Origin of the sequence: Micromonospora sp. NPDC049101, from assembly GCF_040648675.1 — a bacterium.
GTDB lineage: Bacteria > Actinomycetota > Actinomycetes > Mycobacteriales > Micromonosporaceae > Micromonospora.
This window is the reverse complement of the sequence record NZ_JBEZED010000040.1, coordinates 43,329-66,557: the sequence shown is the minus strand read 5'-3', so window position 1 is coordinate 66,557 and position 23,229 is coordinate 43,329. Positions and strand designations below refer to the sequence as shown.

General features: G+C 73.0%; 21 protein-coding genes and 1 pseudogene. 7 read left to right on the top strand and 15 right to left on the bottom strand.

Annotated elements, in window-relative coordinates; all coding sequences use genetic code 11:
• Positions 1-181 precede the first annotated feature (181 nt).
• The 9 genes from AB0B57_RS34520 to AB0B57_RS34480 all read right to left on the bottom strand — a co-directional run bounded on the left by AB0B57_RS34520 (position 182) and on the right by AB0B57_RS34480 (position 8,372).
• The gene (locus AB0B57_RS34520; RefSeq protein ID WP_357079828.1) at positions 182-499 is read right to left on the bottom strand and encodes an antibiotic biosynthesis monooxygenase family protein; all 318 of its coding nucleotides are present in this window, start codon (positions 497-499) and stop codon (positions 182-184) included.
• On the bottom strand, positions 496-1,746 hold the full coding sequence (locus tag AB0B57_RS34515; protein WP_357079834.1) for a beta-ketoacyl synthase N-terminal-like domain-containing protein: 1,251 nt from the start codon (positions 1,744-1,746) through the stop codon (positions 496-498). The genes AB0B57_RS34520 and AB0B57_RS34515 overlap by 4 nt, the downstream gene beginning before the upstream one ends.
• 20 nt (positions 1,747-1,766) lie before the next feature.
• Entirely contained in the window at positions 1,767-3,059 is a 1,293-nt protein-coding gene (locus AB0B57_RS34510) for a beta-ketoacyl-[acyl-carrier-protein] synthase family protein (RefSeq protein WP_357079824.1), read from the bottom strand.
• A 115-nt stretch (positions 3,060-3,174) separates the two neighbouring features.
• Positions 3,175-3,579, bottom strand: coding sequence for a cupin domain-containing protein (locus AB0B57_RS34505; protein ID WP_272611493.1), 405 nt, complete (start codon positions 3,577-3,579; stop codon positions 3,175-3,177).
• Positions 3,572-4,327 (bottom strand): SRPBCC family protein, encoded by a 756-nt coding sequence (locus AB0B57_RS34500; RefSeq protein WP_357079820.1) that lies wholly within the window; start codon positions 4,325-4,327, stop codon positions 3,572-3,574. The genes AB0B57_RS34505 and AB0B57_RS34500 overlap by 8 nt, the downstream gene beginning before the upstream one ends.
• Positions 4,324-5,754, bottom strand: a complete 1,431-nt coding sequence (locus AB0B57_RS34495) for an acetyl-CoA carboxylase biotin carboxylase subunit (RefSeq protein ID WP_357079817.1) — start codon at positions 5,752-5,754, stop codon at positions 4,324-4,326. The genes AB0B57_RS34500 and AB0B57_RS34495 overlap by 4 nt, the downstream gene beginning before the upstream one ends.
• Positions 5,755-5,773: 19 nt before the next feature.
• Positions 5,774-6,235 (bottom strand): acetyl-CoA carboxylase biotin carboxyl carrier protein, encoded by a 462-nt coding sequence (gene accB / locus AB0B57_RS34490; RefSeq protein ID WP_357079831.1) that lies wholly within the window; start codon positions 6,233-6,235, stop codon positions 5,774-5,776.
• A gap of 50 nt (positions 6,236-6,285) precedes the next feature.
• Positions 6,286-8,037 carry an acetyl-CoA carboxylase carboxyltransferase subunit alpha gene (locus tag AB0B57_RS34485; RefSeq protein WP_357079814.1) on the bottom strand — a complete coding sequence of 584 codons (1,752 nt, stop codon included), beginning with the start codon at positions 8,035-8,037 and terminating at the stop codon, positions 6,286-6,288.
• Positions 8,034-8,372: a TcmI family type II polyketide cyclase gene (locus AB0B57_RS34480; RefSeq protein WP_357079812.1), complete on the bottom strand. Its 339-nt coding sequence runs from the start codon at positions 8,370-8,372 to the stop codon at positions 8,034-8,036. The genes AB0B57_RS34485 and AB0B57_RS34480 overlap by 4 nt, the downstream gene beginning before the upstream one ends.
• Before the next feature lie 431 nt (positions 8,373-8,803).
• On the opposite strand from AB0B57_RS34480, the gene AB0B57_RS34475 reads away from it, so the two are divergent.
• The 5 genes and pseudogenes from AB0B57_RS34475 to AB0B57_RS34455 all read left to right on the top strand — a co-directional run bounded on the left by AB0B57_RS34475 (position 8,804) and on the right by AB0B57_RS34455 (position 14,442).
• Positions 8,804-9,601, top strand: coding sequence for a BTAD domain-containing putative transcriptional regulator (locus tag AB0B57_RS34475; RefSeq protein WP_357079809.1), 798 nt, complete (start codon positions 8,804-8,806; stop codon positions 9,599-9,601).
• Between the two features lie 90 nt (positions 9,602-9,691).
• A pseudogene (locus AB0B57_RS34470) lies at positions 9,692-10,009 on the top strand (TcmI family type II polyketide cyclase); the annotation flags it as partial.
• Between the two features lie 106 nt (positions 10,010-10,115).
• Positions 10,116-11,465, top strand: coding sequence for an NAD(P)/FAD-dependent oxidoreductase (locus AB0B57_RS34465; protein WP_357079806.1), 1,350 nt, complete (start codon positions 10,116-10,118; stop codon positions 11,463-11,465).
• Positions 11,466-11,812: 347 nt separating this feature from the next.
• A complete protein-coding gene (locus AB0B57_RS34460; protein WP_357079803.1) occupies positions 11,813-12,946 on the top strand; it encodes a hypothetical protein in 1,134 nt (377 codons plus the stop codon).
• 287 nt (positions 12,947-13,233) lie between these two features.
• A complete protein-coding gene (locus AB0B57_RS34455; RefSeq protein WP_357079800.1) occupies positions 13,234-14,442 on the top strand; it encodes a low temperature requirement protein A in 1,209 nt (402 codons plus the stop codon).
• Positions 14,443-14,457: 15 nt separating this feature from the next.
• Here AB0B57_RS34455 and AB0B57_RS34450 read toward each other — a convergent pair whose 3' ends face one another.
• Complete coding sequence (locus AB0B57_RS34450; protein WP_357079797.1) at positions 14,458-15,216, bottom strand: Asp/Glu racemase; 759 nt, start codon at positions 15,214-15,216, stop codon at positions 14,458-14,460.
• Positions 15,213-16,040 carry a hypothetical protein gene (locus AB0B57_RS34445; RefSeq protein WP_357079794.1) on the bottom strand — a complete coding sequence of 276 codons (828 nt, stop codon included), beginning with the start codon at positions 16,038-16,040 and terminating at the stop codon, positions 15,213-15,215. The genes AB0B57_RS34450 and AB0B57_RS34445 overlap by 4 nt, the downstream gene beginning before the upstream one ends.
• A 250-nt stretch (positions 16,041-16,290) precedes the next feature.
• On the opposite strand from AB0B57_RS34445, the gene AB0B57_RS34440 reads away from it, so the two are divergent.
• Positions 16,291-16,497 carry a hypothetical protein gene (locus tag AB0B57_RS34440; RefSeq protein WP_030327576.1) on the top strand — a complete coding sequence of 69 codons (207 nt, stop codon included), beginning with the start codon at positions 16,291-16,293 and terminating at the stop codon, positions 16,495-16,497.
• Positions 16,498-16,681: 184 nt separating this feature from the next.
• Positions 16,682-17,641 (top strand): TIGR03557 family F420-dependent LLM class oxidoreductase, encoded by a 960-nt coding sequence (locus AB0B57_RS34435; protein WP_357079790.1) that lies wholly within the window; start codon positions 16,682-16,684, stop codon positions 17,639-17,641.
• 84 nt (positions 17,642-17,725) lie between these two features.
• On the opposite strand, the gene AB0B57_RS34430 is transcribed toward AB0B57_RS34435, so the two are convergent.
• From AB0B57_RS34430 to AB0B57_RS34415, 4 genes are all read right to left on the bottom strand, one after another.
• A complete protein-coding gene (locus AB0B57_RS34430; protein ID WP_357079787.1) occupies positions 17,726-19,237 on the bottom strand; it encodes a hypothetical protein in 1,512 nt (503 codons plus the stop codon).
• 173 nt (positions 19,238-19,410) lie between these two features.
• Positions 19,411-21,507, bottom strand: coding sequence for an amino acid transporter (locus AB0B57_RS34425; RefSeq protein WP_357079783.1), 2,097 nt, complete (start codon positions 21,505-21,507; stop codon positions 19,411-19,413).
• An 87-nt stretch (positions 21,508-21,594) separates the two neighbouring features.
• Positions 21,595-21,996: a hypothetical protein gene (locus AB0B57_RS34420; RefSeq protein WP_357079780.1), complete on the bottom strand. Its 402-nt coding sequence runs from the start codon at positions 21,994-21,996 to the stop codon at positions 21,595-21,597.
• A 372-nt stretch (positions 21,997-22,368) separates the two neighbouring features.
• On the bottom strand, positions 22,369-23,139 hold the full coding sequence (locus tag AB0B57_RS34415) for a DUF5995 family protein (protein WP_357079776.1): 771 nt from the start codon (positions 23,137-23,139) through the stop codon (positions 22,369-22,371).
• Between the last annotated feature and the right edge of the window lie 90 nt (positions 23,140-23,229).

Sequence of the window (23,229 nt, the reverse complement as noted above, 5' to 3'; positions counted from 1 at the left end):
GGGGGGGGGGGGGGGGGGGGGGGGGGGGGGGGGGGGGGGGGGGGGGGGGGGGGGGGGGGGGGGGGGGGGGGGGGGGGGGGGGGGGGGGGGGGGGGCGGGGGGGGGGGGGGGGGGGGGGGGGGGGGGGGGGGGGGGGGGGGGGGGGGGGGGGGGGGGGGGGGGGGGGGGGGGGGGGTGGACCTCAGGTCAGGGCCGGGGTCTGGGCGTGGATCTGGAAGCGCAGCGAGCGGGCGTCGGTGAAGCACTCCCGCATCGGGCGCACCAGCTCCCGGTGCTCGGGGCTGCGCTCCCAGGCCTCGAAGTCGGCCAGGCTCGCCCACTCGCTGGTGATCAACCACTGTTCCGGGTCGGTCGACGAGCGGCACACCTGGTCGACCAGGTGCCCCGGCACCCCACCGGCGACCAGGTGCCGCACGTCCTCGTAGGCGGCGAGGAACTCCTCGGTGCGCGGCACCGGCACCCGCACCAGAAAAACCACCCGCGCCCGCTGTCCGCTCATGGCGTCTCTCCCCTCATCGGCACCGCCCCGCGCAGGACCAGCGCACTGTTGAACCCGTCGAAGCCCCGCGCGCAGACCAGCGCGAGCCTGCTGCGCGGCTGGCGGTGTTCGCGCAGGAAGTCCAGCTCGCACCCCTCGGCGACCTCCTGCGGGCCGGCCGACGCGGGCAGCGTGTCGTGCGCGAAGGCGAGCAGCGCGGTGGCCACGTCCAACGCCGAGCCGCCCTGGTACGCCCGCCCGGTCAACGGTTTCTGCGTCGTCACCGGGACCGGCCGGTCGGCGAACACGGCGCGCAGCGCCTCGGCCTCGCTGCGGTCGTAACGGCGTACGCCGAGGGCGTCGGGCAGCACCACGTCGATCCCGGCCGCCGTGACGCCGGCCCGGTCCAGGGCCAGCCGCATCGCCCGCGCGTACTGGATCGGGTCGCCGGCGCTGTCCGCCGTGGTGTGCGCGGCGTCGTGGGTGGAGCCCCACCCGCTCACCTCGCCGTAGACCCGGGCGCCCCGGGCGAGGGCGTGCCCCAGCTCCTCCACCACGAAGACCGCACCCCCCTCGGCCGGCAGGTAGCCGCTGGCCGAGGCGTCGAACGGCCGGTACGCCCGCTGCGGGTCGGAGACGTCGCTGAGCAGTCCGGAGCGCAGCTGGCAGGCCAGCGCGTACGGGCTCAGGGGGCACTCGGTGGCCCCGGCGATCACCACGGGGGTGCCCCGGCGTACCGCGCGGGCGGCGTGCGCGAGACTGTCCAGCCCGCCGGCCGCCTCCGCGACGAGCACCCCGCTGGGGCCCTTGAACTGGTGGTGGATGGAGAGCTGCCCGACGCTGGCCGCGTAGAACCAGGCGATCGACTGGTACGCCCCGACCGTGCGCGACGTGCCACCCCACAGCCGTTGCAGCTCCCGTTGGCCGAACAGGTTGCCCCCGGACGAGCTGGCCAGGGTCACCGCGTAGCCGTACGGGTCGGGGGCCCGGTCGGGCAAGCCGGCGTCGGCCAACGCCAGCCGGGTCGCGGCGAAGCCGAGGTGCGTCCACCTGTCGGTCTGCACCACCTGCCGACTGTCGGCGTAGGAGTCGGCGGTGAAGCCGGGCACCTCCCCGCCGAGGCGGGTCGGATAGCCGGCCGGGTCGAACAGGGTGATCGGCCCGGTCCGGCGGGTGCCGGCCAGCACCGTTCGCCAGTGCGCGTCCGCGCCGATGCCACTCGGCGCGACCACCCCGATGCCGGTCACCACCGCCCGGGCGGCGCTCACACCGCCGGGCCGGGTGGCGCTCACGCCGCCACCGGGCCGGACGCCGCCGCCGGGCCGCGCAGCCGGCGGAACACCATCGCCGACTGGAAGCCGCCGAACCCGCTGCCCACCGACAACGCCACGTCCACCGGGACCTCCCGGGCCTCGTTCGGTACGTAGTCCAGGTCGCACTCCGGGTCCCGGGTACTCCAGTTGGCCGTCGGCGGCACCACGCCGAACTCGATCGCGAGGGCGCACGCCGCCATCTCGATCGACCCGATCGCACCCAGCGAGTGCCCGACCATCGACTTGATCGAGCTGATCGGCACCCGGTACGCGGCCTGACCCAACGCCCGTTTGAACGCGGCCGTCTCGTGCCTGTCGTTCTGCTTGGTACCCGAGCCGTGGGCGCTGATGTAGGACACCTGCTCGGGGAGGATCCGCCCCTGCTTCAACGCGTCGGTGACGGCGAGGCTCATCTCCAGGCCGTCCGGACGCAGCCCGGTCATGTGGTAACCGTTGCTGCGGCTGGCATAGCCAGCCACCTCACAGTAGATGTGCGCACCCCGCCGGCGGGCACGCTCGAGCTCCTCCAACACCAGCACCGCCCCACCCTCGGCCAGCACGAACCCGTGCCGGTCGGCGTCGAACGGACGGGAGGCGTGCGCCGGGTCGTCGTTGTCCGGGCTGGTCGCCTTGATCGCGTCGAAGGAGGCCACGGTGACCGGCGAGATCGGCGAGTCCGCCGCGCCGGCCAGCATCACGTCCGCCTCACCGTCCACGATCATCTGGTGGGCGTAGCCGATGGCGTCGATGCCGGAGGTGCAGCCGGTGGACACCACCTGCGCCGGGCCGTGCAGCCCGTGCCGGCAGGCCACGTCGGCGGCGAGGCTGCTGGGCACCAGCGCCTGATAGAGGTACGGGCCACCGCGCGTCGCGTCGACATGCCAGCGCTGGCCGTGCTCGCTGACCGTGACGTACTCCTGCTCCAACGCCATCGTGCCGCCCACGGCGGTGCCGAGCACCACGCCGGCCCGGTCCCGTTCGACGTCGGTGAGCACCAACCCGGCATCGGCGACGGCCTCCGCGGAGCAGGCCAGCGCGAACTGCACGTACCGGTCGGCCCGGCGTCGTTCGGCGTCGGTGAGCCCCGCGGCGACGGGGTCGAAGTCGCACTCGGCGGCGATCTGCGACCGGAACGCCGACGGGTCGAAGAAGCTGATCCGCCGGGTGGCGGTCCGCCCCTCGGTGATGGTCTTCCAGAACCGGTCCCGACTGGCACCCCCGGGGGCGACCACCCCGATCCCGGTCACCACCGTGCGGCGTCCGCTCACGACGCCACCTCTGTTCGCGACTGCGGGGCTCGCAACCCCGGCGCACTCCTCGCGCTCACCCACGCCACCTCGGTTCGCGACTGCGGGGCTCGCAACCCCGGCGCACTCCTCGCGCTCACGACCCACCGCGCTGTTCGGCCAACTCGGTGTCGACGTGCCCCAGCTCCGGGCGGGGGGCGAGCGGGCCCAGGTGGAAGACCACCTCGGCCGGTTCGACGCCGGTGTTGCGCAGTCGGTGGCGCACGTTCACCGGTACGAATAGCGCCTCACCGGCGGCCAGGAGTGTCGGTTGGTCGTCCAGGTCGACGGTGATCGCGCCGCGCACCACGTACAGGAACTCCTCGCTGTACGGATGGTAGTGCTCGGCGATACGCTCGCCCGGCGCGAGGGCGGCGACCCCGAGGAAGCCCGAGGTGCTGCCGACGGTGCGGGGGCCGAGCAACACCCGCAGCTCACCGCCGCGTCGCCGGTCGGCGGGTACGTCCCCGGCGGCGATCGGCCGGGTGCTCAGGTCACTCATCGTCGGCCTCCGTCGGGTCGGCGCCGGCCGCCGGGGCGTCCTGGTCGGCGCGCTGCCGGGCGATCCGCTCCACCCGATCCTTGATCACCGCGAGTTGGATGACGCTGTTGGTGTTGATCCGCTCGGTCATCCCGGCGTTGTCCAGCGGCGCGGTCGGCTTCATCGCGAAGTCCTGCGTCCAGGTCATCCGAGTACCACCGGCCTCCTCGGTGTAGCGCCAGTGGATCCGCATGTACTCGAACGGCCCGGTCTCCACCCGGTGCGCCCGGACCTGCCTGCTCACCGGGTCGGAGGTGCGCTCGCTGACCCAGCTCCAGGCCACCCCGTTCTCATCGGGGTACATGGTGAGTCGGAACCGCACGGTGTACCCCTCGCGGTGCAGGATCTCCACCACGGCGTACTCGGTGAACAGTTCGGTCCAGTTCGCCACGTCGTTGGTGACGTCCCAGACCAGCGCGAGCGGCGCGTCGAGGAACACGCTGTTCTCGGTGTGCCCGGGTGGGTCGGCGCGGCGGGCGATCAGGTCGGCCACCGCCGGGATGCTCAGCTCGCTGGCCTGCTCGGGGATGCTCACCTGCCACCGGTCGGCGACGACCGCGGAGAGTTCCAGCAGGGCGAGGGAGTCCATCCCCAGCTCTTCCAGCGACGCGGCGGGTGACCGGGCCGCCGCGTCGGCGTCCAGCCCGCAGTGCGCCACCAGGATGTCGGTGATCTCGGCGGTCATTCCTCGACCATGAGTGACGGTCATCGGGTCCTCCTGAGGGTTATGTCGGGCTCCGCGGCGGACGCGGGGCGCGGTGCGGGGGTGGCCGTGGGCCGCTGCGCGGACGCGCCGAGCAGACGGTCGACCAGGCCGGTGGTGTAGCGGCCCTTGCGGAACGCGGCGTCGTCGAGCACCCGCCGGACGAACGGGATGGTGGTGTGCACGCCCGGCCCGGCGATGTCGAACTCGTCCAGGGCCCGCTCCAGCCGGTTGAGGGCCAGCTCCCGGTCCGGCGCCCAGACGATCACCTTGGCCAGGAGCGAGTCGTACCAGGGGCCGACCAGGTAGCCGGCGCTGGCGTGGGTGTCGACCCGGGTGAACGGGCCGCCGGGTGGGGTGAAACGCGCCAACCGGCCGGGGGTCGGTGCGAAGTCCCGTTCGGGGTCCTCGGTGTTGACCCGGCACTCGATCGCGACGCCGTGCAGGCGGATCTCCTCCTGCCGCCAGCGCAGCGGCACCCCGGCGGCGATGTGCAGTTGCTCGTGCACCAGGTCGATCCCGGTGACCATCTCGGTGACCGGATGCTCCACCTGGATCCGGCAGTTGATTTCCAGGAAGTGGAACTGCTCCTCGGCGTCGACCAGGAACTCCAGCGTGCCGGCGCCGACGAAACCGACACGCAGCGCGCCGCGCAGGGCGGCCTCGGCGATGGTGTCGAGGACGGCGGCGGACAGGGCCGGGGCGGGTGCCTCCTCGACCAGCTTCTGGTGCCGGCGCTGCACCGAGCAGTCCCGGGTGCCCAGGTGCACCCCGTTTCCGTGGGAGTCGCAGAGCACCTGCACCTCGACGTGGCGCGCCTCGGTGAGGTAGCGCTCGACGTACACCCGGTCGTCGCCGAAGGCGGCCTGCGCGGCGGCCCGGGTGCGGGCGTACGCCCGGCGCAGCTCGCCCGGGCTGCGCACCACCGTCATCCCCCGGCCCCCTCCCCCGGCGGCGGCCTTCACGATCACCGGGTAGCCGACGGCCTCGGCCACCTCGGCCGCCGCGGCGGCGGTCGGCACCGGCGCGACGCTGCCCGGCGACAGGGGCAGGCCGGCGCGGCTCAGCAGCGCCCGCGCCGAGGACTTGTCGGCCAGCGCGGCCATCACCGCGGGTGGCGGGCCGATGAAGATCAGTCCGTTGTCCGCGCAGATCTCGGCGAAGTCGGCGTCCTCGGAGAGGAATCCGTAGCCGGGATGGACGGCCTGCGCGCCCACCTGTCGGGCCGCCTCCACGATCGCGGCGGCGTTGAGGTAGCTGCGCCGGCTCGACGCCGGCCCGATCCGGACGGCCTGGTCGGCGAGGCGGACCACCGGCGAGTCGGCGTCCGCGGCGGAGTAGACCACCGCCGTCCGCACGCCCAGCTCCTTGCAGGCGCGCAGCACCCGCAGCGCGATCTCGCCCCGATTGGCGATCAGCACGGTCTCGAACATGGTCAACCACCCTGTGCGGTCATGCCGGGTCCAGCTCGATCAGCGGCTGGTCGTACTCCACCGGGTGGCCGTCCTCGACGAGGATCGCGACCACCCGGCCGGCGCGGTCGGCGGTCACCTCGTTCATCAGCTTCATCGCCTCGACGATGGCGACCGGCTGGCCCGGGCGGACCAGGTCGCCCACCGCGACGAAGGGCTTCGCGCCGGGCTCCGGCGCCCGGTAGAAGGTGCCGACCAGCGGTGCCCGGACCGCCGCGGCCACCGGCGGCCGGTCCGGTGCCGTGAACCGGCCGGCGGCCGGTGCCGCCGAATCGGCCGGCCCCGAAGGTGTGTCGGCACGGGCCGGCTCCTCCGGGTGCCACTCGACCTCCAGCACCGCCGGGCCGCTGCGCAGCCGGATCCGGCGCACCGGCCCGGCCAGTTCGGCGATCAGGTGGTGCGCCTGCCGGCGCAGCCCGGCCAGCGCCTCCTCGTCACCCATCCCGGTGTCGTGGGGCGTCCCGACCGTCGACACCGTCGCCTCACCGGCGGTCACCGGGCACCCGCCCGGGAGCCGGCACGGGTCGTGCCGAAGCGTCGGAAGCGCTGTCGGCGCAGGCGTACCAGCATGGCGGGCGGCACGTCCAGCAGCGGCAGCAGATTGGTCAGCAGGGCCGCACGCAGCCGGCGCGCGGTCTCCGCCGGGTCGTCGTGGGCGGCACCGGACGGCTCCGGTACGACCTCGTCGACAACCCCGAGCCGGCACAGGTCCGGCGCGGTCAGTCGGAGCGCGCGGGCGGCCTGTGGTGCGGCGGACCGGTCCGGCCAGAGGATCGCGGCACAGCCCTCCGGACTGATCACCGAGTAGACGGCGTTCTCCAGCATCAGCACCCGGTCGGCGACGGCGAGGGCCAGGGCACCGCCGCTGCCGCCCTCTCCGGTGATCACCGCGAGCACGGGGGTGGGCAGTACGGTGAGGGTGAGGATGTTCTCCGCGATGGCCGCCGCCTGGCCCTGTTCCTCGGCGCTCACCCCGGGGTCGGCGCCGGGGGTGTCCACGAGCGTGACCACGGGCAGGCCGAGGCGGGCGGCGAGGCGCATCAACCGCAGCGCCTTGCGATGCCCGGCCGGGCTGGCCATGCCGAAGTTGCGGGCCACCAACTCGGCGGTGGTGTGCCCCTTCTGGTGGCCGATGACCATCACGTGCCGGTCGGCCAGCCGCGCCACCCCGCCCACGATGGCCGGGCAGTCCGCGCCCAGCCGATCGCCGTGCAGCTGCAGGAACCCGTCGAAGACGGAGTCGAGGTAGTCCAGTGTGGTGGGTCGCCCGGGGTGCCGGGCCATCCGGACGGTGTCCCACGCGTCGCGTACCGCCGGGTTGGTCGGCTCGACCCCGACGGTCGTCGGGTCGGCCGGGCGCGCGGGCGTCGGGCCGGTCTCGGCGAGGCGCTCGCGACGCGGCGCCGGCTCCTGCCGGGGTACGGGCGGACGACTCGGGCGGGTGGCGCGGGTGGCGGCGAGCAGCGCCCCCAGCCGAGGGCGCAGGGACCGGCGCTGCACCACCATGTCGACCTGCCCGTGCCGGAGCAGGACGTCGGCGGTCTGGAAACCCTCCGGCAGGGCCCGGCCGGTGACCTGACGGATCACCCGGGGGCCGGCGAAGCCCATCCGCGCGCCGCTCTCCGCGAGCACCAGGTCGGTGTTGGTGGCGAACGACGCGGCCACCCCGCCGTAGGTCGGGTCGGTGAGGACGCTCACGGTGAGCAGGCCCGCCTCGCGCAACGCGGCGATGGCCTGGCTGACGGTGGCCATCTGCATCAACGACAGCACGCCCTCCTGCATCCGTGCCCCGCCGGAGGCGGTGACCAGGATGAGCGGGATCCGGTCGTCCAGCGCCCGTTCGGCGGCCCGGGTGATCAGCTCGCCCACCGCGCAGCCCAGGCTGCCGCCGAGGAAGCGGAAGTCCATCACCGCCAACACGGCCGGGTGACCACCGATGGTGGCGGTGGCGCAGACCACCGCCTCGGAGAGGCCGGTGCTGGCGCGGGCGGCGCTGAGCCGGTGCGGGTACGGCAGCACGTCGACGAAGTCGATCGGGTCCGCCTCGGGAAGCTGGTCGGGCAGCAGGCGCAGCGACCCCGGGTCGACGAGTTGGCGCAGGCGTTCCGGAGCGCCGAGGCGGGCGTGCTCGCCACACTCCGGGCAGACGTCCAGGTTGCGGCGTAGCCGTTTGCGGTAGAGCAGGCTGGCGCAGCCGGCGCAGCGGGACCAGAGCTGTTCCTCGCGGGGTGCGGTGGCGGTCACGGCCGCCGCCGGGTGTCCGGGGCGTCGAACCGGTAGAAGCACCGCGCCATCGCATCGCGCGGTGAGCGCCAGGTGGGCAGGTACGGCGACACGTACGGGCGCAGACGGTCGCTGACCCGGATGAACTCCGGGTGGCCCCGGGCACCCTCCACCGCGCTCTCCGCCGGATGCTCGGTCTCGAGCAGATGCACGTAGAGGTCGTGCAGCCGGTACAGCGAGCGGTGCCGGACACCGACCAGACGCGGCAGTTCCGTCGCGTCCGACTCGGCGAAGATCTCGGCGACCCGCTCCTCGGCGGTCGGATCCACCTTCGCGACGATCAGCGATCGGTCCATGCTGGGCCTCCCCCCACGGCGTCCGGCCGGCGACGGGTCGCCCCCGGACGCTGGACGACTGCCGACACGATGCGGCAGTCCTCGTCACGGCGGCGTCACCGGGCCACACCGATCAGCGACGCCCCTTGGTGACGCTGCGTTGACGCAACCTGTGTATCAGCTATGCAAGCGTTGTATCCCCTCACAGCGTTTGCGCAGTTCGGAAGCGATCTCAGGTTGACTGTCGCCAACAGCAGGCCCACCGCGCCGTTGACTCAACGTGACTGTTATTGATAATCTTCACCGTGGTCAGCCCGGCAGCCTCGGCGGGCGGGGCCGCGCCCGGCAGCCGAGGGCCGCGCCTGCACCGGTGGGGCCGACAGTGGCGTCACGGGCAACCGATCCGGGCCACAGCAGACAGTCGGGACGAGCGTTCCGCAGGGGGTGCCGCCGTGACCGCTGACCCGTCCGTGCCGACCGCCGGGGGCCCACCCGGAGAGGGCGTCGCACTCCACCTGCTCGGCGGTTTCCGGCTGTTGCGCGAGGCGATGCCGGTCGTGGTGCCCCGCGGGCTGCAACGGGTGATCGCGCTGATCGGGCTGCGCCCGGGCGCCACCCGCAGCCAACTCGCCGGCCTGCTCTGGCCCGATGCCTCGGAGGAACGAGCGCTGTCCTCACTGCGCACCGCGCTGTGGCGACTCCGGCAGGACCCGTGCTGCCCGATGACCGTGGCCAGCGACACCGTACGGCTCGACCCGACGGTCCGGCTCGACGTGGACGACCTGGTCGGCACCGCGGCCCGGGTCCGCGACGGCGACGACCCCGGCATCGCCGCGGGAGCACTCGCCGCCGGCCGACACGACCTCCTGCCCGGCTGGTACGACGACTGGGTGCTGCTGGACCGGGAGAGACTGCGCCAACTCCGCCTGCACATGCTGGAACAGGTCGCCGGGCAACACCTCACCGCGGGGCGACACGGCGAGGCCCTGGAAGCCGCGCTGGAGGCGATGGCCGCCGAGCCGTTACGGGAGACACCGCACCGGCTGGTGGTCCGCATCCACCTGGCCGAGGGCAACGCCTTCGAGGCCGTCCACGCCTTCTACGTCTACCGGGACCTGCTGCGCAGGGAGCTGAGTCTGGAGCCGAGCCCCGCGATGAGCGCCCTGCTCGACGACACGCTCGCCCCGATCCGGCAGGCCACCCGCGACGCCGTCACCGACCGCCCGTCACCGGCGGGCCGGCGTACGTGACGGAGATGTGACAGACGCTGCGGCACGGTAGGCGCACAGAGCACGTGGCGCCGATCCGAGGGTCGGGAGGCCACCGGCGGAAGGGGTCCCATGAGTCGTCTACTGATCGTCAGCCGGATCATCCCGGGCGCGGAGGGGCGGGTCGCGCAGATCTTCGCCGAATCCGACGCCACCGACCTGCCCGGTCTGACCGGCGTCACGCACCGGTCCCTGTACTGCCTGCACGACCTGTGCGTACACCTGCTGGAGACCTCGGACGACGTCGACCCGGACGCCCTCGCGGCGGCCCGCAACCACCCGCTCTTCCAACAGGTCAACGAACGGCTCTCCGCGCACACCTCGCCGTACCTGCCGACCTGGCGCTCCCCCCGGGACGCCATCGCCGGCTGCTTCTACCGGTGGGACGCGCGACCGGCCAGTACCGACGGGCCGGCGGCGCGACCGGCCAGTACCGACCTACCCGCGGCGCGACCGGCCGGTACCGACGCGCCCGCGGCGCGACCGGCCGGTTGAGATGTCCGGCGCAGCGCCGCACGTCCTGGTCATCGGCGCCGGCACTGGCGGGTTGTGCCTGGCGCACGGCCTGCGCCGCGCCGGGATCAGCGTCGCCGTCTACGAGCGGCACCGCGACCGCGCCGACGGTCTGCTCGGCTACCGGGTCGGCATCGGCCCCACCGGTAGCCGGGCGCTGCGGGAATGCCTGCCCCCGGAACTGTTCGCCACCTTCCTGGCCACCTGCGCGCGGCCGCCGCACTACTTCAACGTGGTCACCCAGGGGCTGCGCCAGACCGCATCCTTCCCCCTGCGACCGAGCGCCGACCCGGTACACACCGAACATTCGGTGGCCCGGATGGTGCTGCGCCAGGTGCTGCTGACCGGCCTGGACGACGTGGTGCACTTCGACAAGACCTTCACCCGCTACGAGCAGCGCGACGACGGCACGGTCACCGCGTACTTCGCCGACGGCACCAGCGCCACCGGCAACCTGCTGGTGGCGGCGGACGGCACCCACTCGGCGGTACGCCGGCAGTACCTGCCGCACGCCGTCACCCGCGACGCCGGCACCATCAACATCGCCACCCGCATCCCGCTCACCGCGCACACCCGCGGCCTCGTCCCGGAGCGGGTCCGCCAGGGCATCTCACTGATCTTCGGCGTCGGCGGGATGATGGGCGTACTGCACGTCATGGAGTTCAAGTGGGACGCCCGCCGGGCGATCAAACCCGGCGTCAGCGACGCCGACGCCGCGCTGCTGCGCAACTGGCCCGGCCTGGCCCACGACACCACCACCGACAACATCAACCTGATCATCTGGAGCACGGGTCGCCGATTCCCCGCCGACGTCATGGAACGCCGCGGCGAGGACCTGGTACGCGTCGCCCTGGACCTCACCTCGAACTGGCACTCGAACCTACGGGAGTTGCTGACCCGGGCGGACCCGGCCAGTGCCCTACCGATCCGGGTGTCCACGTCCGAGCCGGTGCCGCCCTGGAAGAGCAGCACCGTCACCATGCTCGGCGACGCCATCCACACCATGACCCCGGGTCGCGGGGTGGGCGCGAACACCGCACTGCGCGACGCCCGCCTGCTCTGCGAACAGCTCGGCCGCGCCGCCACCGGCGACAAGACGCTGGTGCAGGCGGTCGCCGACTACGAGGCGGCGATGGTGCCGTACGGCTTCGCGCGGGTCGCCGAATCGCTCAACCGCAGCGGCACCAGCGGCGACGACCGGATGTACCGGCCGGTGGTGGGTCGGCTCGCGCTGCTCGGCGCGCGCGGCTACTTCGGAGTGACGAGTCGGGTACCCCGGCTGCGGCGCCGGTTCGTCGACGACTTCCACACCTACGAGGGCGACCAGGCCTGAGTCAGACATCGGCCCGGGCTCGGCGTCCCCCGCCGGGCCCGGGTCTCGTCGTGCCGGGTCTCGTCGTGCCGGGTCTTCGTGTCGTCCTGGTGCGACGTTGCTTGTCTGGTGGCGACGCCGCTCTGGTGGTGACGCCGCTCTGGTGGCGACGCCGCTTGTTCGGTGCGACGCTGCGTTACTCGGCGGGCACCGCCTGAGGTGGTCACCCCGACCGGGACGCCTGCGGCCGATCCTCTCACTTGCCGGCAACACGCGTGTGCGAAGCTGCGGCGAGTTTTTCTCGTGCCTTTTCCAACGAGTTGAGAGGGAGGTTCGCCGTGGCGTGGTCTATCGGACACTCGCTGATAGTGGTACTGGCACTGTTGCTGGGCCTGGCCGCCGGGTGGCTGCTGCGCGGCCGGCGGGGCGTGCAGGGCAATTCGATAGTGGACGGAGATCCGGTAGCGGGCCTGGCGGTGATCGCCACGCCGACGCCGCCGGCCACCACCGACGAGGCCCGGCCCGCGGCCACCATCGACCCGGCCCCCGTCGCGGTCGCCGACGAACCGGTGCCGGTGGACACGGTCAGCGCGCCCGCCGCCGTCACCGGACCGGACAGTGGGCCCACACCGGTGGAGGTCCCGGCGGACGCCCCGAGCACCGTCGACCCGGCCGACATGGCGCTGACCGAGGCCCCACCGTCGGCACCGTCCGACGCGTCTGACCTGCCGTCGGAGCCCATTGTGGAGTCGACCCCCGAGCCGGTCACCGTCGAGGAGCAGCCCGCTCCGGCGGCCGTGATCGCCCCCCGCCAGCCCGCGGACGACCTTCCGCTCGACACCGCGCCGGCCGACGAGCCGACCGCAGTCAGCCAGGCCGACGAGCCGACGTCGGTCACCCCGGTCGACGAGCCGACCGCGACCAGCCCGGCGGACGAGCCGACCGCGGCCGACCTGGCCGACGAGCCGACCGCGGTCACCCCGGCCGATGAGCCGACCGCGACCGACCTGGCCGACGAGCCGACCGCGACCAGCTTGGCCGGCGAGGTGGCGACCGAGGCCGCGGTGCCGGTGAACGCCGACGCGCGGAACACCGACCCGACGGACGCCAACGGCGTGGAAGCAGTGCCGACGGACGCGGACGCCGAGCCGGAGTCGGTGCCGTCGGCGGTGGCCGTGCCTGCGGTCGTACCGGCCGTGGCCGCGACCCCTCCGGTCGTGACGACCGCTGCCAACGGCACGGACGCCGACCTCACGGGCCCGGCCGACGACTTCCGCCGGATCCAGGGGATCGGGCCGAAGATGGCGGCGGCGTTGCAGGACGCCGGTGTACGCACGTACGTCCAACTCGGTGCGCTGGACGAGGCGGCGCTGCGTGACCTGATCCGGGCCGCCGGCCTGCGCGCCGCGCCCGGGCTGGCCACCTGGCCACAGCAGGCCCGCGTGCTCGCCGGTGCCGGCGACGAGATGGCCGCCGTGCTGCCGGGCGGCAACCCGTCCTGACGTACGACATCGAACCCCCGGTCCACCGTCTGACGCGACGGTAGGCCGGGGGTTCGGCCGTCGAGGCCGCACCATCCACGGCCCCCACCGAAGGGGTGATCGACTCGGCTCTCAGAAAACCGGGCCAGCCAACCCGCCCGGACACCCCGACATGCAGGAAGCCGAGTCGATCACCTCGGTTGGGGGAAGGCACGGCGAATTCGCGGCCGGGCGGTCGACCGATCGTTACCGTCCGTTCAGGTGGACCGGACGGGTCCGTCGAGTCGACCGGTTCCGCAGGAGTAGCCGTGCACCTCGCCGCGCCGGAGCCCGGGTCCCCACGGGCCCGGCGCCCGCCGGTGCGCGACCCGGAGGCCCCGCGCCGGGTGACCCTCCTCGAACTCTTCTTCGACCTGGTGTACGTGGTCGCCCTGGCGCTCATCTCCCGGGGCATGGTCGACCAGCTCGACTGGCACCGGGCCGGCCAGGCGCTGATCCTGCTGGCCGCCGTCTGGTGGACCTGGGTGATCACCACCCTGGTCACCGACCTGTACAACCCGGAACGCACCGAGATCAAACTGCTGATCAGCGCCGTGATGTTCGGCGCGCTGCTGATGACCACGGCGATCCCGGAGGCGTTCGGCGACCGCGGGATCGCCTTCGCCGGCACCTACGTGGCGATCCACCTCGGGCGCGGACTGTTCCTGATGCCGGCCGTCCGCCGCGAACCGCAGACCCAGCGCCGCGCGGCACGCATCTTCATCTGGTTCGCGGTGTCCGCGATTCCGTGGATCATCGGCGCGTTCGTCAGCGAGGACGCCCGCCTGGCGTGCTGGGCCGTCGCGCTCGTCATCGACTACGTCGGTTTCCGGCTCGCATACCCGGTGCCGGGGCTCGGGGTGGTGCCCGAACCCCAGCGCAACGTCACCGCGGAGCATCTCTCCGAGCGTTACCAGCAGTTCTTCATCATCGCCCTCGGCGACGCCATCCTGACCATCGGCACCATGTTCAGCACCGCGCACAGCGAGACGCAGAACATCGGCGTGTTCGCGGTGGCGTTCCTGACCACCCTGCTGCTCTGGCGGATCTACGTGCACAAGTCCGGTCAGCTGCTACCGATGGCCATCAAGGGGTCGGGGTCACCGAGCAAGTTCCTGTTCACCGCGCCGTACACCCATCTGCTGATGGTCGCCGGGGTGGTGACCACGGCGGCCGGCTTCGACCTCGTGTTGCAGGAGCCGGCCGGGCGGACGCCGCCGGCCTGGGCGGCGGTGATCCTCGGCGGCCCGGCACTCTTCCTGGCCGGCCGGGCCTCCTTCGAGTACGAGGTGTTCAGCCGGGTGTCGGTGTCGCGCCCCGGCGGTGTGCTGGCACTGCTGACCATCGCGCCCGCCGTGCTGTTCCTGCCGCCGGTGTTCGCCTCGCTCGGCGCGCTCCTGGTGCTGGTCGGGGTGGCCTACGCGGACTTCCGGCGCAGCTACGGCAAACCGGCGGAGGCCCCGTCCCCACCGCACTGACACCAACCGGCCCGCTCAGGGTACGGTCGACCCGGCGAGCAGCCGGCCGGCGTCCGGCACGTACGGATCGACGCCCAGCGTGGTGAGCAGCTGGTGCACGGTGGCGGTGGCCGCGGTGAGCACCGGGCGGCCGAGTCGGGCCTCCACCCACGGCACCGCCGCCAACGACGGCAGCTGTACGCAGGCGGAGAGGACCACCGCGTCCACGCCTGTCACGTCCAGTCGCTGCGCCAACTCGGTCAGGCGGGACGTGGGGATGCGCCCCACCGCCACGTTGTCCGGCTCGCTCAGGCTCACCGCCTCGGTCACCTGCACACCGTGCGCGGCGAGGTAGGCGGCGACGGTCGCGGTCAACGGCGGCAGGTACGGCGCGATCAGGGCCACCCGGCGGGCGTCCAGTGCGCGCAGCCCGGCGACCAGCGCGCCCGCACTCGTCACCACCGGCATGTCGTGCCCGGCGCGACCGGACGCCCGACCCAACCGCCGCTCGGCCCGCTCGTGCGCGCCCGCGCCCTCGCACATCACCGCCACCAGGCAGGCGTACGCGAGCACGTCGCAGCGGGCGTCGGCCAACTCGGCGGCACACCGCAGGGCGGAGCGGTTCATCCGGGCCAACTCGTCGGGGGTCACCTGACGCAGACGTACCCGGCTGGCGTGCGTGGTGAAGCGGACAGTCGCGTCGACGCTCTCGCGGCGGCGCAGCATCGCCGGGATCTCGGTCTCCATGGTGGTGTTCGAACTGGGCACCACCAGACCGATGCGATAGTCGCTCACACCAGCGCCCCCGCATACGCCCGGGCCTGCAACCGCTGCTCGGCGGTGCCGCCCAGGCGCACCTGGAGGCCGAGCGGCGCGGCGGCGCGGCGGACGTCGTCCAGGTGCAGCGAGCCGTGCCGGTCCACGGTCAGCACGGGCGGCTCCTCCAGCTCACCCTCCGGGGCGTGGAACGAGAGCAGGGTGACCGAGGTGGTGAGGTAGCCCGGGTAGGCGGCGCGGGCCGCCGCCTCGTCCCGGTGGGCGAGCACCACCAGGTCGTCGAGGTGGGCGAAGTCGGCGGCGAGGGCACCGATCTTCCAGTGCGCCGGTTCCTCGGCCGCCCCGGTGAGGTGCCGGGACCGGTTCGCCGAGGTGATGTAGAGATGGTCCGAGCCGGTCTCGGCGAGCGCCCGCTCGAAGAAGGCGTTGGACGGGCAGGTCAGGCCGGGTGCGATCACCTGGGTGGTCCGCAACCCCTGGTCGACCTGGGTGAGGTGCTCGGGGAGCCGCTCCGCCGCCGGCCCCCGGAAGCCGAACGGCCCAGCCCCGTAGAGGGCGTCCATCAGTGCCCGCACCCGGCCGACCGGCAACCGTGGTGAGATCCGCGTCCAGTCGAACATGCCCGGGATCCGGCCGACCGCGGTGGTGATGCTGCCGACCTGCTGCGCGGGACGACCCTTGGCCAGGTTGAGCTGGCGTACGGTGGCCGCGTCGGGACGGGTGACGAGGACGTAGAAGTTGGCGAACGCCGCCGCGACGACCGCGCCGCCAGCCAGCGCGCGGGCCGCGACCGCGACGTCCTCGGGACGGTCGATGTAGAGGGGCGGTGTCGGGGCGTCCATGAGTCCTCCTCGGCGGGGCCGTGAGGCAGTTCTACGTCCGCCGAAGCGTGTGGCGGCCGGGTCGGTCGCCGATCCGATAGCCGACACGCGTTACCCGGTGCGGGCGGCCGATCCCGGGCGGTACGCAACGGCGAACGGCATCGGCCGGACGGAGGATCCAGTGGTCCGGAGCCGGTATCTGTTAGCCGCACGACCCGATTGGGTACAACGGCTGCACCTCAGCTCCACCACATATCCTCAGGAGGCAGCGATGCGCGGCACCTCGATACTCGGAGTCATCGTCGTGATCTGGCTGGTGATCGGCGCGATCGCCGCCGGCCAGCGTGGCTACTACAGCGGCGACGACACCAACTGCGCCGAGGCCGGCACCATCCTGGTCACCATCGTGGCCGGTCCGTTGAACTACATCGGTGCCAACCCCAAGGTCGACTGCAAGCTGCCCGAGCCGTCCAAGTAGGACCTGACGCCGCCGGCCCGCGTCCCCCCACCCCGGGGCGCGGGCCGTTCGCTGTCCGCGTCCGGTCACCGCACACCCCGCACGGCGTCCTAGGAGGCTGGTTTGCGCTCGTCGGCGGTGTTTGTCGGCCCCGAGGTCGGGAACCGACCCGGCGTCACTCGGCGGACGGAATCGGGAGCGTGGCATGCAGATCGGGTACAAGCTGGCCGCGGAGGGGTACGGCCCACAGGAGATCATCCGGCAGGCCGTCCTGGCCGAGCGGGCTGGTTTCGACTTCGTCGAGATGAGCGACCACTTCCACCCCTGGTTGGAGGCGCAGGGCCACTCGTCGTTCACCTGGAGCGTGCTCGGCGCCATCGCCGCCAAGACCAGCACCCTGCGTCTGGCCACCGGCGTCACCTGCCCGACCGTCCGCTACCACCCGGCGATCATCGCGCAGGCCGCGGCGACCATGGCGTTGGTCTCCGACGGTCGGTTCACCCTCGGGGTCGGCGCCGGCGAACGACTCAACGAGCACGTGGTCGGGCAGGGCTTCCCCAGCGTCCGAGGCCGGCACGAACGCCTGCGCGAGGCCCTGGAGATCATCCGACTGCTCTGGCAGGGCGGCTACCAGTCCTACGAGGGCCGGCACCTGCACCTGGAGGACGCCCGGGTCTTCGACCTGCCGGACACCCCGCCGGTGATCGCGGTGGCCGCCAGTGGGGAGGCGTCGGCCCAGCTCGCCGCCGAGTTGGGCGACGGGTTGTTCGCCACCGAGCCGGACGCCTCGATCGTCGAGCACTACCGACGGGCTCGCGGCGCCGGCCCGCGCTACGCCGAGGTTCCGCTGGCGTGGGCCACCGACGAGCAGCAGGCGGTGCAGGCCGTGATGCGGACCAGCCGGTGGCTGGTCACCGGCTGGAAGGTGATGAGCGAACTGCCGAACCCTGTCAACTTCGACGCGGCCAGCGCACACGTGGAGGAGAAGCACATCCGGCAGCTCTTCGCCGTCGGTCCCGACCCCGAGCCGCACGTGGCCAAGGTCCGGTCGTACGTCGAGGCCGGCTTCGACCACATCGTCCTGCAGAACGCCGGCCCCGACCCGGACGGCTTCCTCGACTTCTTCGCCGGCACCCTCGCCGCACGGCTGCGCGCCATGTCCTGACAGCGCCGGTACGTCGACCGCCCGGACGATCGCGGTGATCGTCCGGGCGGCCGGCTGGGCGTTCGGGATGGCGCGCGGGTGCGCTCAGCGGAAGCAGCGCGCGACGGGTACCGCGCTGCCCTCGCAGTTGGTCGGCTCGTTCTCGACGACCACGCTCTCGTCGTCGATCCTGACCTGGGCGTGGGAGGCGAAGATGCCGCCCGGCTTCACCGTCGACGCGTTGTGGGTGATCTTGCTGGTGTAGATCGCCACCGAGCCCGCGGACGCGTAGATGCCACCGCCGCTGGACGCGGCACCGACCGCCTCGTTGCGGGTCACGTCGCTGCCTCGGAGCAGCAGGTTCGCCTTCTCGGCGTAGATGCCGGCGCCGACACCGTGGGTGGTGTTGCCGTCGATGACGCTGTCGTCGAGCGGCGTCAGACCCTTCACCGTCGAGATGCCGCCCCCGTTGACGGTGGACGTGTTGCCCCGGATGGTCATCGTGCGCATCACCAGCACCGCGTCGGAGTTCGCGGCACCGCCGCCGATCTGCGCGGTGTTGTTCAGCAACTCGGTGTCGGAGACCTTCGTGCGCGCCGAGAAGCTGGCCAGCCCGCCACCCTGGCCCGCGCTGTTCTGGGTGAACGAGACGCTCTCCACGTCGGCCGCGCCACGGTAGTTGCCGAGCCCGCCGCCGTAACCGTTGGCGCTGTTGCTGTGGAATTCGGAGCGCTTCAGCGTCAGCACACCGCCGTTGAGCAGGCCCCCGCCCTTGCCCGCGGCGCCGGAGGCGCTGTTGCCGACGAAGGTGGAGTCGGTGACCACCATGTTGCCGTCGTTGAAGATTCCACCGCCACCGCCCTCGGGGGACAGCGAGGTGCTCTGCGAGACGGTGACCCGCTCCACCACGGCGGTCGCCCCGTGCACCACGTGCACGCTGCCGCCCTCGATGTTCGAGCGGCCGTTGTGCAGTTCCACGTCGCGCAGGGTCAACTCGCCACCGTCGCGGACGGTGAAGAAGCGGAACGGCGCGGCCTGGGCGTCCCGGGCGATGGTGGCGCCGGCGCCGTCGATCGTGATGGGCTGGTACACCACCGGCAGGCCGGCGGTGTCGTCGGCCGGGTTGTGCGGCGGCGCGTCGGCGTCACCGGGGGTCTCCGCGGCGTCGGCCGCCTCCCGGGCGTCCCGGATCCCCCCGTCGTACTGGTCGGTCTCGTGGAACGCCTCGGTGAGCAGGTAGCGGCACTTGGGGGCGAGCCGCAGCTCCGCGCCGCCCTGGGCGTTGGCCGTCACCAACGCCGCCACCAGCTTCGCGGCGTCGCACGGCACCGACACCACACCCCGCTTGCCGGTGCCCGGGCTGGGCGCACGGCCCCGTTCGGCGCCGCCCCGGTCGCGCTCCGCCTGATCGCCGGCACGGCGGTCGTCGTCACGTGCGGAGGCCGTGCCCAGCCGGCCCAGACCCGGGAGGGAGAGGTCGCGGTCGGCCGCGGCGGCCACACCGGCCACGCCGGCCGCTCCCACGACCAGGCTTCCCGCCAGCAAGCCGCTGGCCAAGACCCATCGGGACCGCCGTCTGGGTCGGATCTCGCGGTCTCCTCCTCGGTACGTGGACATCAAGGGTGCCTGCCTTCCTGCCAGCAAGACGTGGCCGCGCCCCGATCCGGGCGCGGGGGGCCTGACGTAGCGCCGGCCGCCAAACGTCACGATAGGTCCGCAATACGGACAGGAAGGTGTGAACGTGAATAGTGCCCCTATTCATCTTTCAACTCCGCCAAACGGTCAACCGGTCAGCCGCCGACGTGGATCCCGGGGCGACGCAGCGGGTCCCGCTCGGTCCGCCGGATGATCTCGCGTACCACCGGCGGGGTGTCTCCCCGACCGAGGATGAGATAGCGCGCCAGGTGCGCGATCGGGCTCCCCTCCGACCACTCGAAGTGCGCGTGCGGGCGAACCCCGGTGGCGTCGCGCAGGGCCAACAGGATCGCGGCGATCGCGTTCGGCGCGGCCGGGCTGCTGGCCCGCAACACCCGGAAGCCGCCCACCTCGATCCCGTGCACCCGCAGCACCTGACTGAACTCCGACGGGTCGACCACGTCGATCTCCAGGAACAGCACGTCCGCCGCCCCGGGCACCGGATTCATCCCCCGCTGCGCCCGCTCCTTGACCGTGTACTCCTTCACCGACCCGCTCTGCCTCTTGTTCGCGATCAGGTGCAGTTGCCCGTCGTGGGCGAGCGACTCGGTGATGAACCGACGGGCCGGCTCGTCGAACTCGATCCGCTCGGCGCGCAGCTCGGTGGTCCGGGTGACCCGGGAGACCAACGAGACCACGATGATGCCGAGGATGAACAACGCGGAGATGGTGATCCCGTCCGGCTGCTCGATGACGTTCTCCAGCAACGCGTACAGCAGCACCAGGGTCAGCACGGTGAAGCCGACGGCGCTGGCGCGCTGGCGGTGGCGGGCCGCGGAGATGGTCACCGCCACCGCGCCGGAGACCATCATCGCCAGGATGCCCGTCGCGTACGCCCCGGCCTGGGCGTTGACGTCGGCCCGGAAGGCGACGGTGATGGCGACGCTGACGACGGTATAAACGATCACCACCGGACGCACCGCCCGCGCCCACTCCGGCGCCATCCCGTACGAGGGCAGGTAGCGCGGGACGATGTTGATCAGCCCGGCCATCGCCGAGGCGCCGGCGAACCAGAGGATGAGCACGCTGCTGACGTCGTAGACGGTGCCGAACACCTCACCCAGTTGGGCGTGCGCCAGGAACGCCAGAGCCCGCCCGTTGGCGGGGCCTCCGGGCCGGAACTCCTCCTTCGGGATGAGCGCCGTGGTGACGAAGGTCGTCGAGACCAGGTACACCGACATGATCAGCGCGGCGGTGGTGAGCAGCCGGCGCGTGTTGCGGATCCGGGCGGCGAGCCGGGCCTGCGTGTCCGCCCCGTCGGCCCGGACCAGCGGCATCATGCTCACCCCGGTCTCGAAACCGGACAGCCCCAGCACCAGCAGCGGAAACGCCAGCACGGCGGTGAGCAGCACGCCGCCCGGCCCACCGCCGGTCGTCGTCAGCGCGGCCGTCCAGTCCGACACGACGCCCGGGTCCCGCACGATCCGGTCCGCGGCGACCACGACGATCACCGCGTTGAGCGCCAGGAAGACGGCGACCAGCGGGATGGCCACCACGACCGCCTCACGGAAGCCGAGCAGGAACACCCCGCCGAGGATGAGCAGCAGCACCACGGTCACCACGACGGGGACGGCGGAGCCGTGCAGCGCGTCGGGCAGGTACGGGTTCTCCAGCAGGTGCACGGTGGCGTCCGCCGAGGAGAGGGTGATCGTGATGATCCAGGAGGTGGCCACGAAGCCGAGCAGCACGAGTACGAAGACCTTGCCCCGCCAGAACGGCAGCAGGCGCTCCAGCATCGCCACCGACCCCTGCCCGTGCGGGCTCTCCTGGGCCACCCGCCGGTACATCGGCAGCATGCCGAACAGGGTGAGCGCGACGATCAACAGGGTCGCCAGCGGGGAGAGCGCACCGGCCGCCACCGCCGCGATGCCCGGCAGGTACGACAGCGTGGAGAAGTAGTCGACGCCGGTCAGGCACATCACCTGCCACCAGGCGTGCCGGCGGTTCTGCCCCTCCCCCGACTCCGGGCCGGGCGGCTGCACCTGGTGCTGGAAGAGCCACCGGCGCAGTGGGCTGGCCGGCGGCGCGGTCCGCGCCGCGGTCGCCACGCGTTCGGGCACCACGACACCGGGGCGGCCACCCCGGTGCGGGCGGGCCGGGTCACGGGCCGCCCGCAGTGCCGGGTCCGGCCCGGTCGGCGCGTGGCGGCGTCCGTTCCAGCGTCGTGGTTTCGCCCGGTGCTCGTCACCCATCGCCCGTCCCACCCTCACAGGTCCTGCTCCGACGGTAGGCGGAAGATCCGGGCCCGACCGGCGGAACCGGGCACGCGGCTGGCCAGCTCAGGACGGGTCCGAAACGGCGAGCAGGCGGGCCAGTGCGGGCGGATCGGCGATGGTCACCGTGGCCGCCGGGTGTCGTGGCCGCCCGCCCGGCACCACCGCCGGCACCGGGCTGCCGAAGCGCAGGCAGATCCCGCCGGCCGTGCTGCTGCCGAAGCTCGCACCCCCGTCGGCAAGCGACAGGTGCGGCCCGATCACCCGCCACCAGCGGTACGGGCCGCTCAGCTCGACGGCTGTCACGTTGTCCCGGTCGGTCCGCAGCCGCCACGGGCCGTACCGGATCATCAGGTCCCGGTCGGTGACGACGACCCAGGCGGTCGCCGGGCGGACCCCCAGCACCGCCAACACCGGGCGGAACAGCGGATCGAAACGGAACGCGAACCGCGTGGCGGCACCGGTCATCGCGCACCGGGTCGGGCGGTGGGTCGCGGCACCGGGCCACCCGGCCGCAGCGGGCCGGGCCGCGCGGGCCGGGGACGGGCGGCGGGGCGGCGCCGGGCCTGGACGGTCATGGCGCGGGCGTACCCGGTACGAGCCCGCCGACACCCCGGATATCCGGCACCGACCAGAGCAGTGCACAGCCCTCCCCCACCGCCGGCCGGCACCCCCCGGGCCGGCCGACGGTGGCAGCCGGTCGACACCCCCCGGGCCGACCGGCTGTTCCCCGCGGACCGACCGGACGTCGGCGGGCCCACGGGTGGGCGGATCTGGTGGGACGCGTCCCCGCGCTCCGCCACCCCCCACGGGGCGGAGCGCGGGGACCCCCCGTCCCGGCTACTGCAGGAACGCCCCGAGGGGCGAGAGCAGTAGCCGGCCGAGCGCCGCGGCGTTGTCGTCCAACCGCGTGCGCTCACACTCTCGGGCGTCCGGATCGTGCCGGCACCGCCAGATCTTCTGCGCGTTGCGCCAGGCGACATCGCGGGTGTACTCGACCAGTTCCCCCTGGTACCAGTCGTCGATGTCGCCGTTGAGCATGTCGATGAGCAGCTGCCACCGCTCCAGATAGCCCCGGCGCAGGCCGGGGATCTTGTCCGCGAAGATCTTGTTGATCTCCAGGTAGTCGTGGTGCTGGTCAGTGCCGTCGACCGGCTCCGACTCCAGGTGGTCGAACGTCGTCACCAGCGCGAAGGGCAGGTCGAAGTTGATGTGCGCGTTGACGCCCGCCGCCGCCGACGGCAGGGGCCGGGCGTCCGGCCCCCGCATCCGCTCGAACAGACACGACCACGCCTTCGGAGTGCCCGGACTCGAGTCGGTCCACAGCCGCATCGCGTCGAAGTAGCGCGCGGCGAACTCCACGTCGAGCCGGGAGAGGAAGGCCGGGTCGACGAAGCGGTCGTCGTACAACCCGTCCAACACGCTGCTGGTGATCGTCAGGTAGAGCCTGTTGAAGTCGGCGAGAGGGCAACTGGCCTCCAACGGAGGCAGCCGCACCAGCAGGTCCTGCAGCTTCGTGAGGTGATCGACCACGGCCGGCACGTCCGCGGGATGGTCGGCGAGCAGGTCGACGATGTCCCGGTGCACGGGCCCCCAGACCGGTTCGGTCATTTCTCCTCCATGGTGGTCGGCGGCATCCCCCGTGCCGTCGTCGACGCGGCCCAGCCTTTCAGCCGACACCCACCCGCCGGATCAGTAGAA

Coding starts and splice junctions, on each gene's coding strand:
- AB0B57_RS34520 (WP_357079828.1), bottom strand. CDS start 499: ATGAGCGGACAGCGGGCGCGGGTGGTTTTTCTGGTGCGGGTGCCGGTG.
- AB0B57_RS34505 (WP_272611493.1), bottom strand. CDS start 3,579: ATGAGTGACCTGAGCACCCGGCCGATCGCCGCCGGGGACGTACCCGCC.
- AB0B57_RS34500 (WP_357079820.1), bottom strand. CDS start 4,327: ATGACCGTCACTCATGGTCGAGGAATGACCGCCGAGATCACCGACATC.
- AB0B57_RS34495 (WP_357079817.1), bottom strand. CDS start 5,754: ATGTTCGAGACCGTGCTGATCGCCAATCGGGGCGAGATCGCGCTGCGG.
- accB (WP_357079831.1), bottom strand. CDS start 6,235: ATGGGTGACGAGGAGGCGCTGGCCGGGCTGCGCCGGCAGGCGCACCAC.
- AB0B57_RS34480 (WP_357079812.1), bottom strand. CDS start 8,372: ATGGACCGATCGCTGATCGTCGCGAAGGTGGATCCGACCGCCGAGGAG.
- AB0B57_RS34465 (WP_357079806.1), top strand. CDS start 10,116: ATGTCCGGCGCAGCGCCGCACGTCCTGGTCATCGGCGCCGGCACTGGC.
- AB0B57_RS34445 (WP_357079794.1), bottom strand. CDS start 16,040: ATGGACGCCCCGACACCGCCCCTCTACATCGACCGTCCCGAGGACGTC.
- AB0B57_RS34440 (WP_030327576.1), top strand. CDS start 16,291: ATGCGCGGCACCTCGATACTCGGAGTCATCGTCGTGATCTGGCTGGTG.
- AB0B57_RS34435 (WP_357079790.1), top strand. CDS start 16,682: ATGCAGATCGGGTACAAGCTGGCCGCGGAGGGGTACGGCCCACAGGAG.
- AB0B57_RS34430 (WP_357079787.1), bottom strand. CDS start 19,237: ATGTCCACGTACCGAGGAGGAGACCGCGAGATCCGACCCAGACGGCGG.
- AB0B57_RS34425 (WP_357079783.1), bottom strand. CDS start 21,507: ATGGGTGACGAGCACCGGGCGAAACCACGACGCTGGAACGGACGCCGC.
- AB0B57_RS34420 (WP_357079780.1), bottom strand. CDS start 21,996: ATGACCGGTGCCGCCACGCGGTTCGCGTTCCGTTTCGATCCGCTGTTC.
- AB0B57_RS34415 (WP_357079776.1), bottom strand. CDS start 23,139: ATGACCGAACCGGTCTGGGGGCCCGTGCACCGGGACATCGTCGACCTG.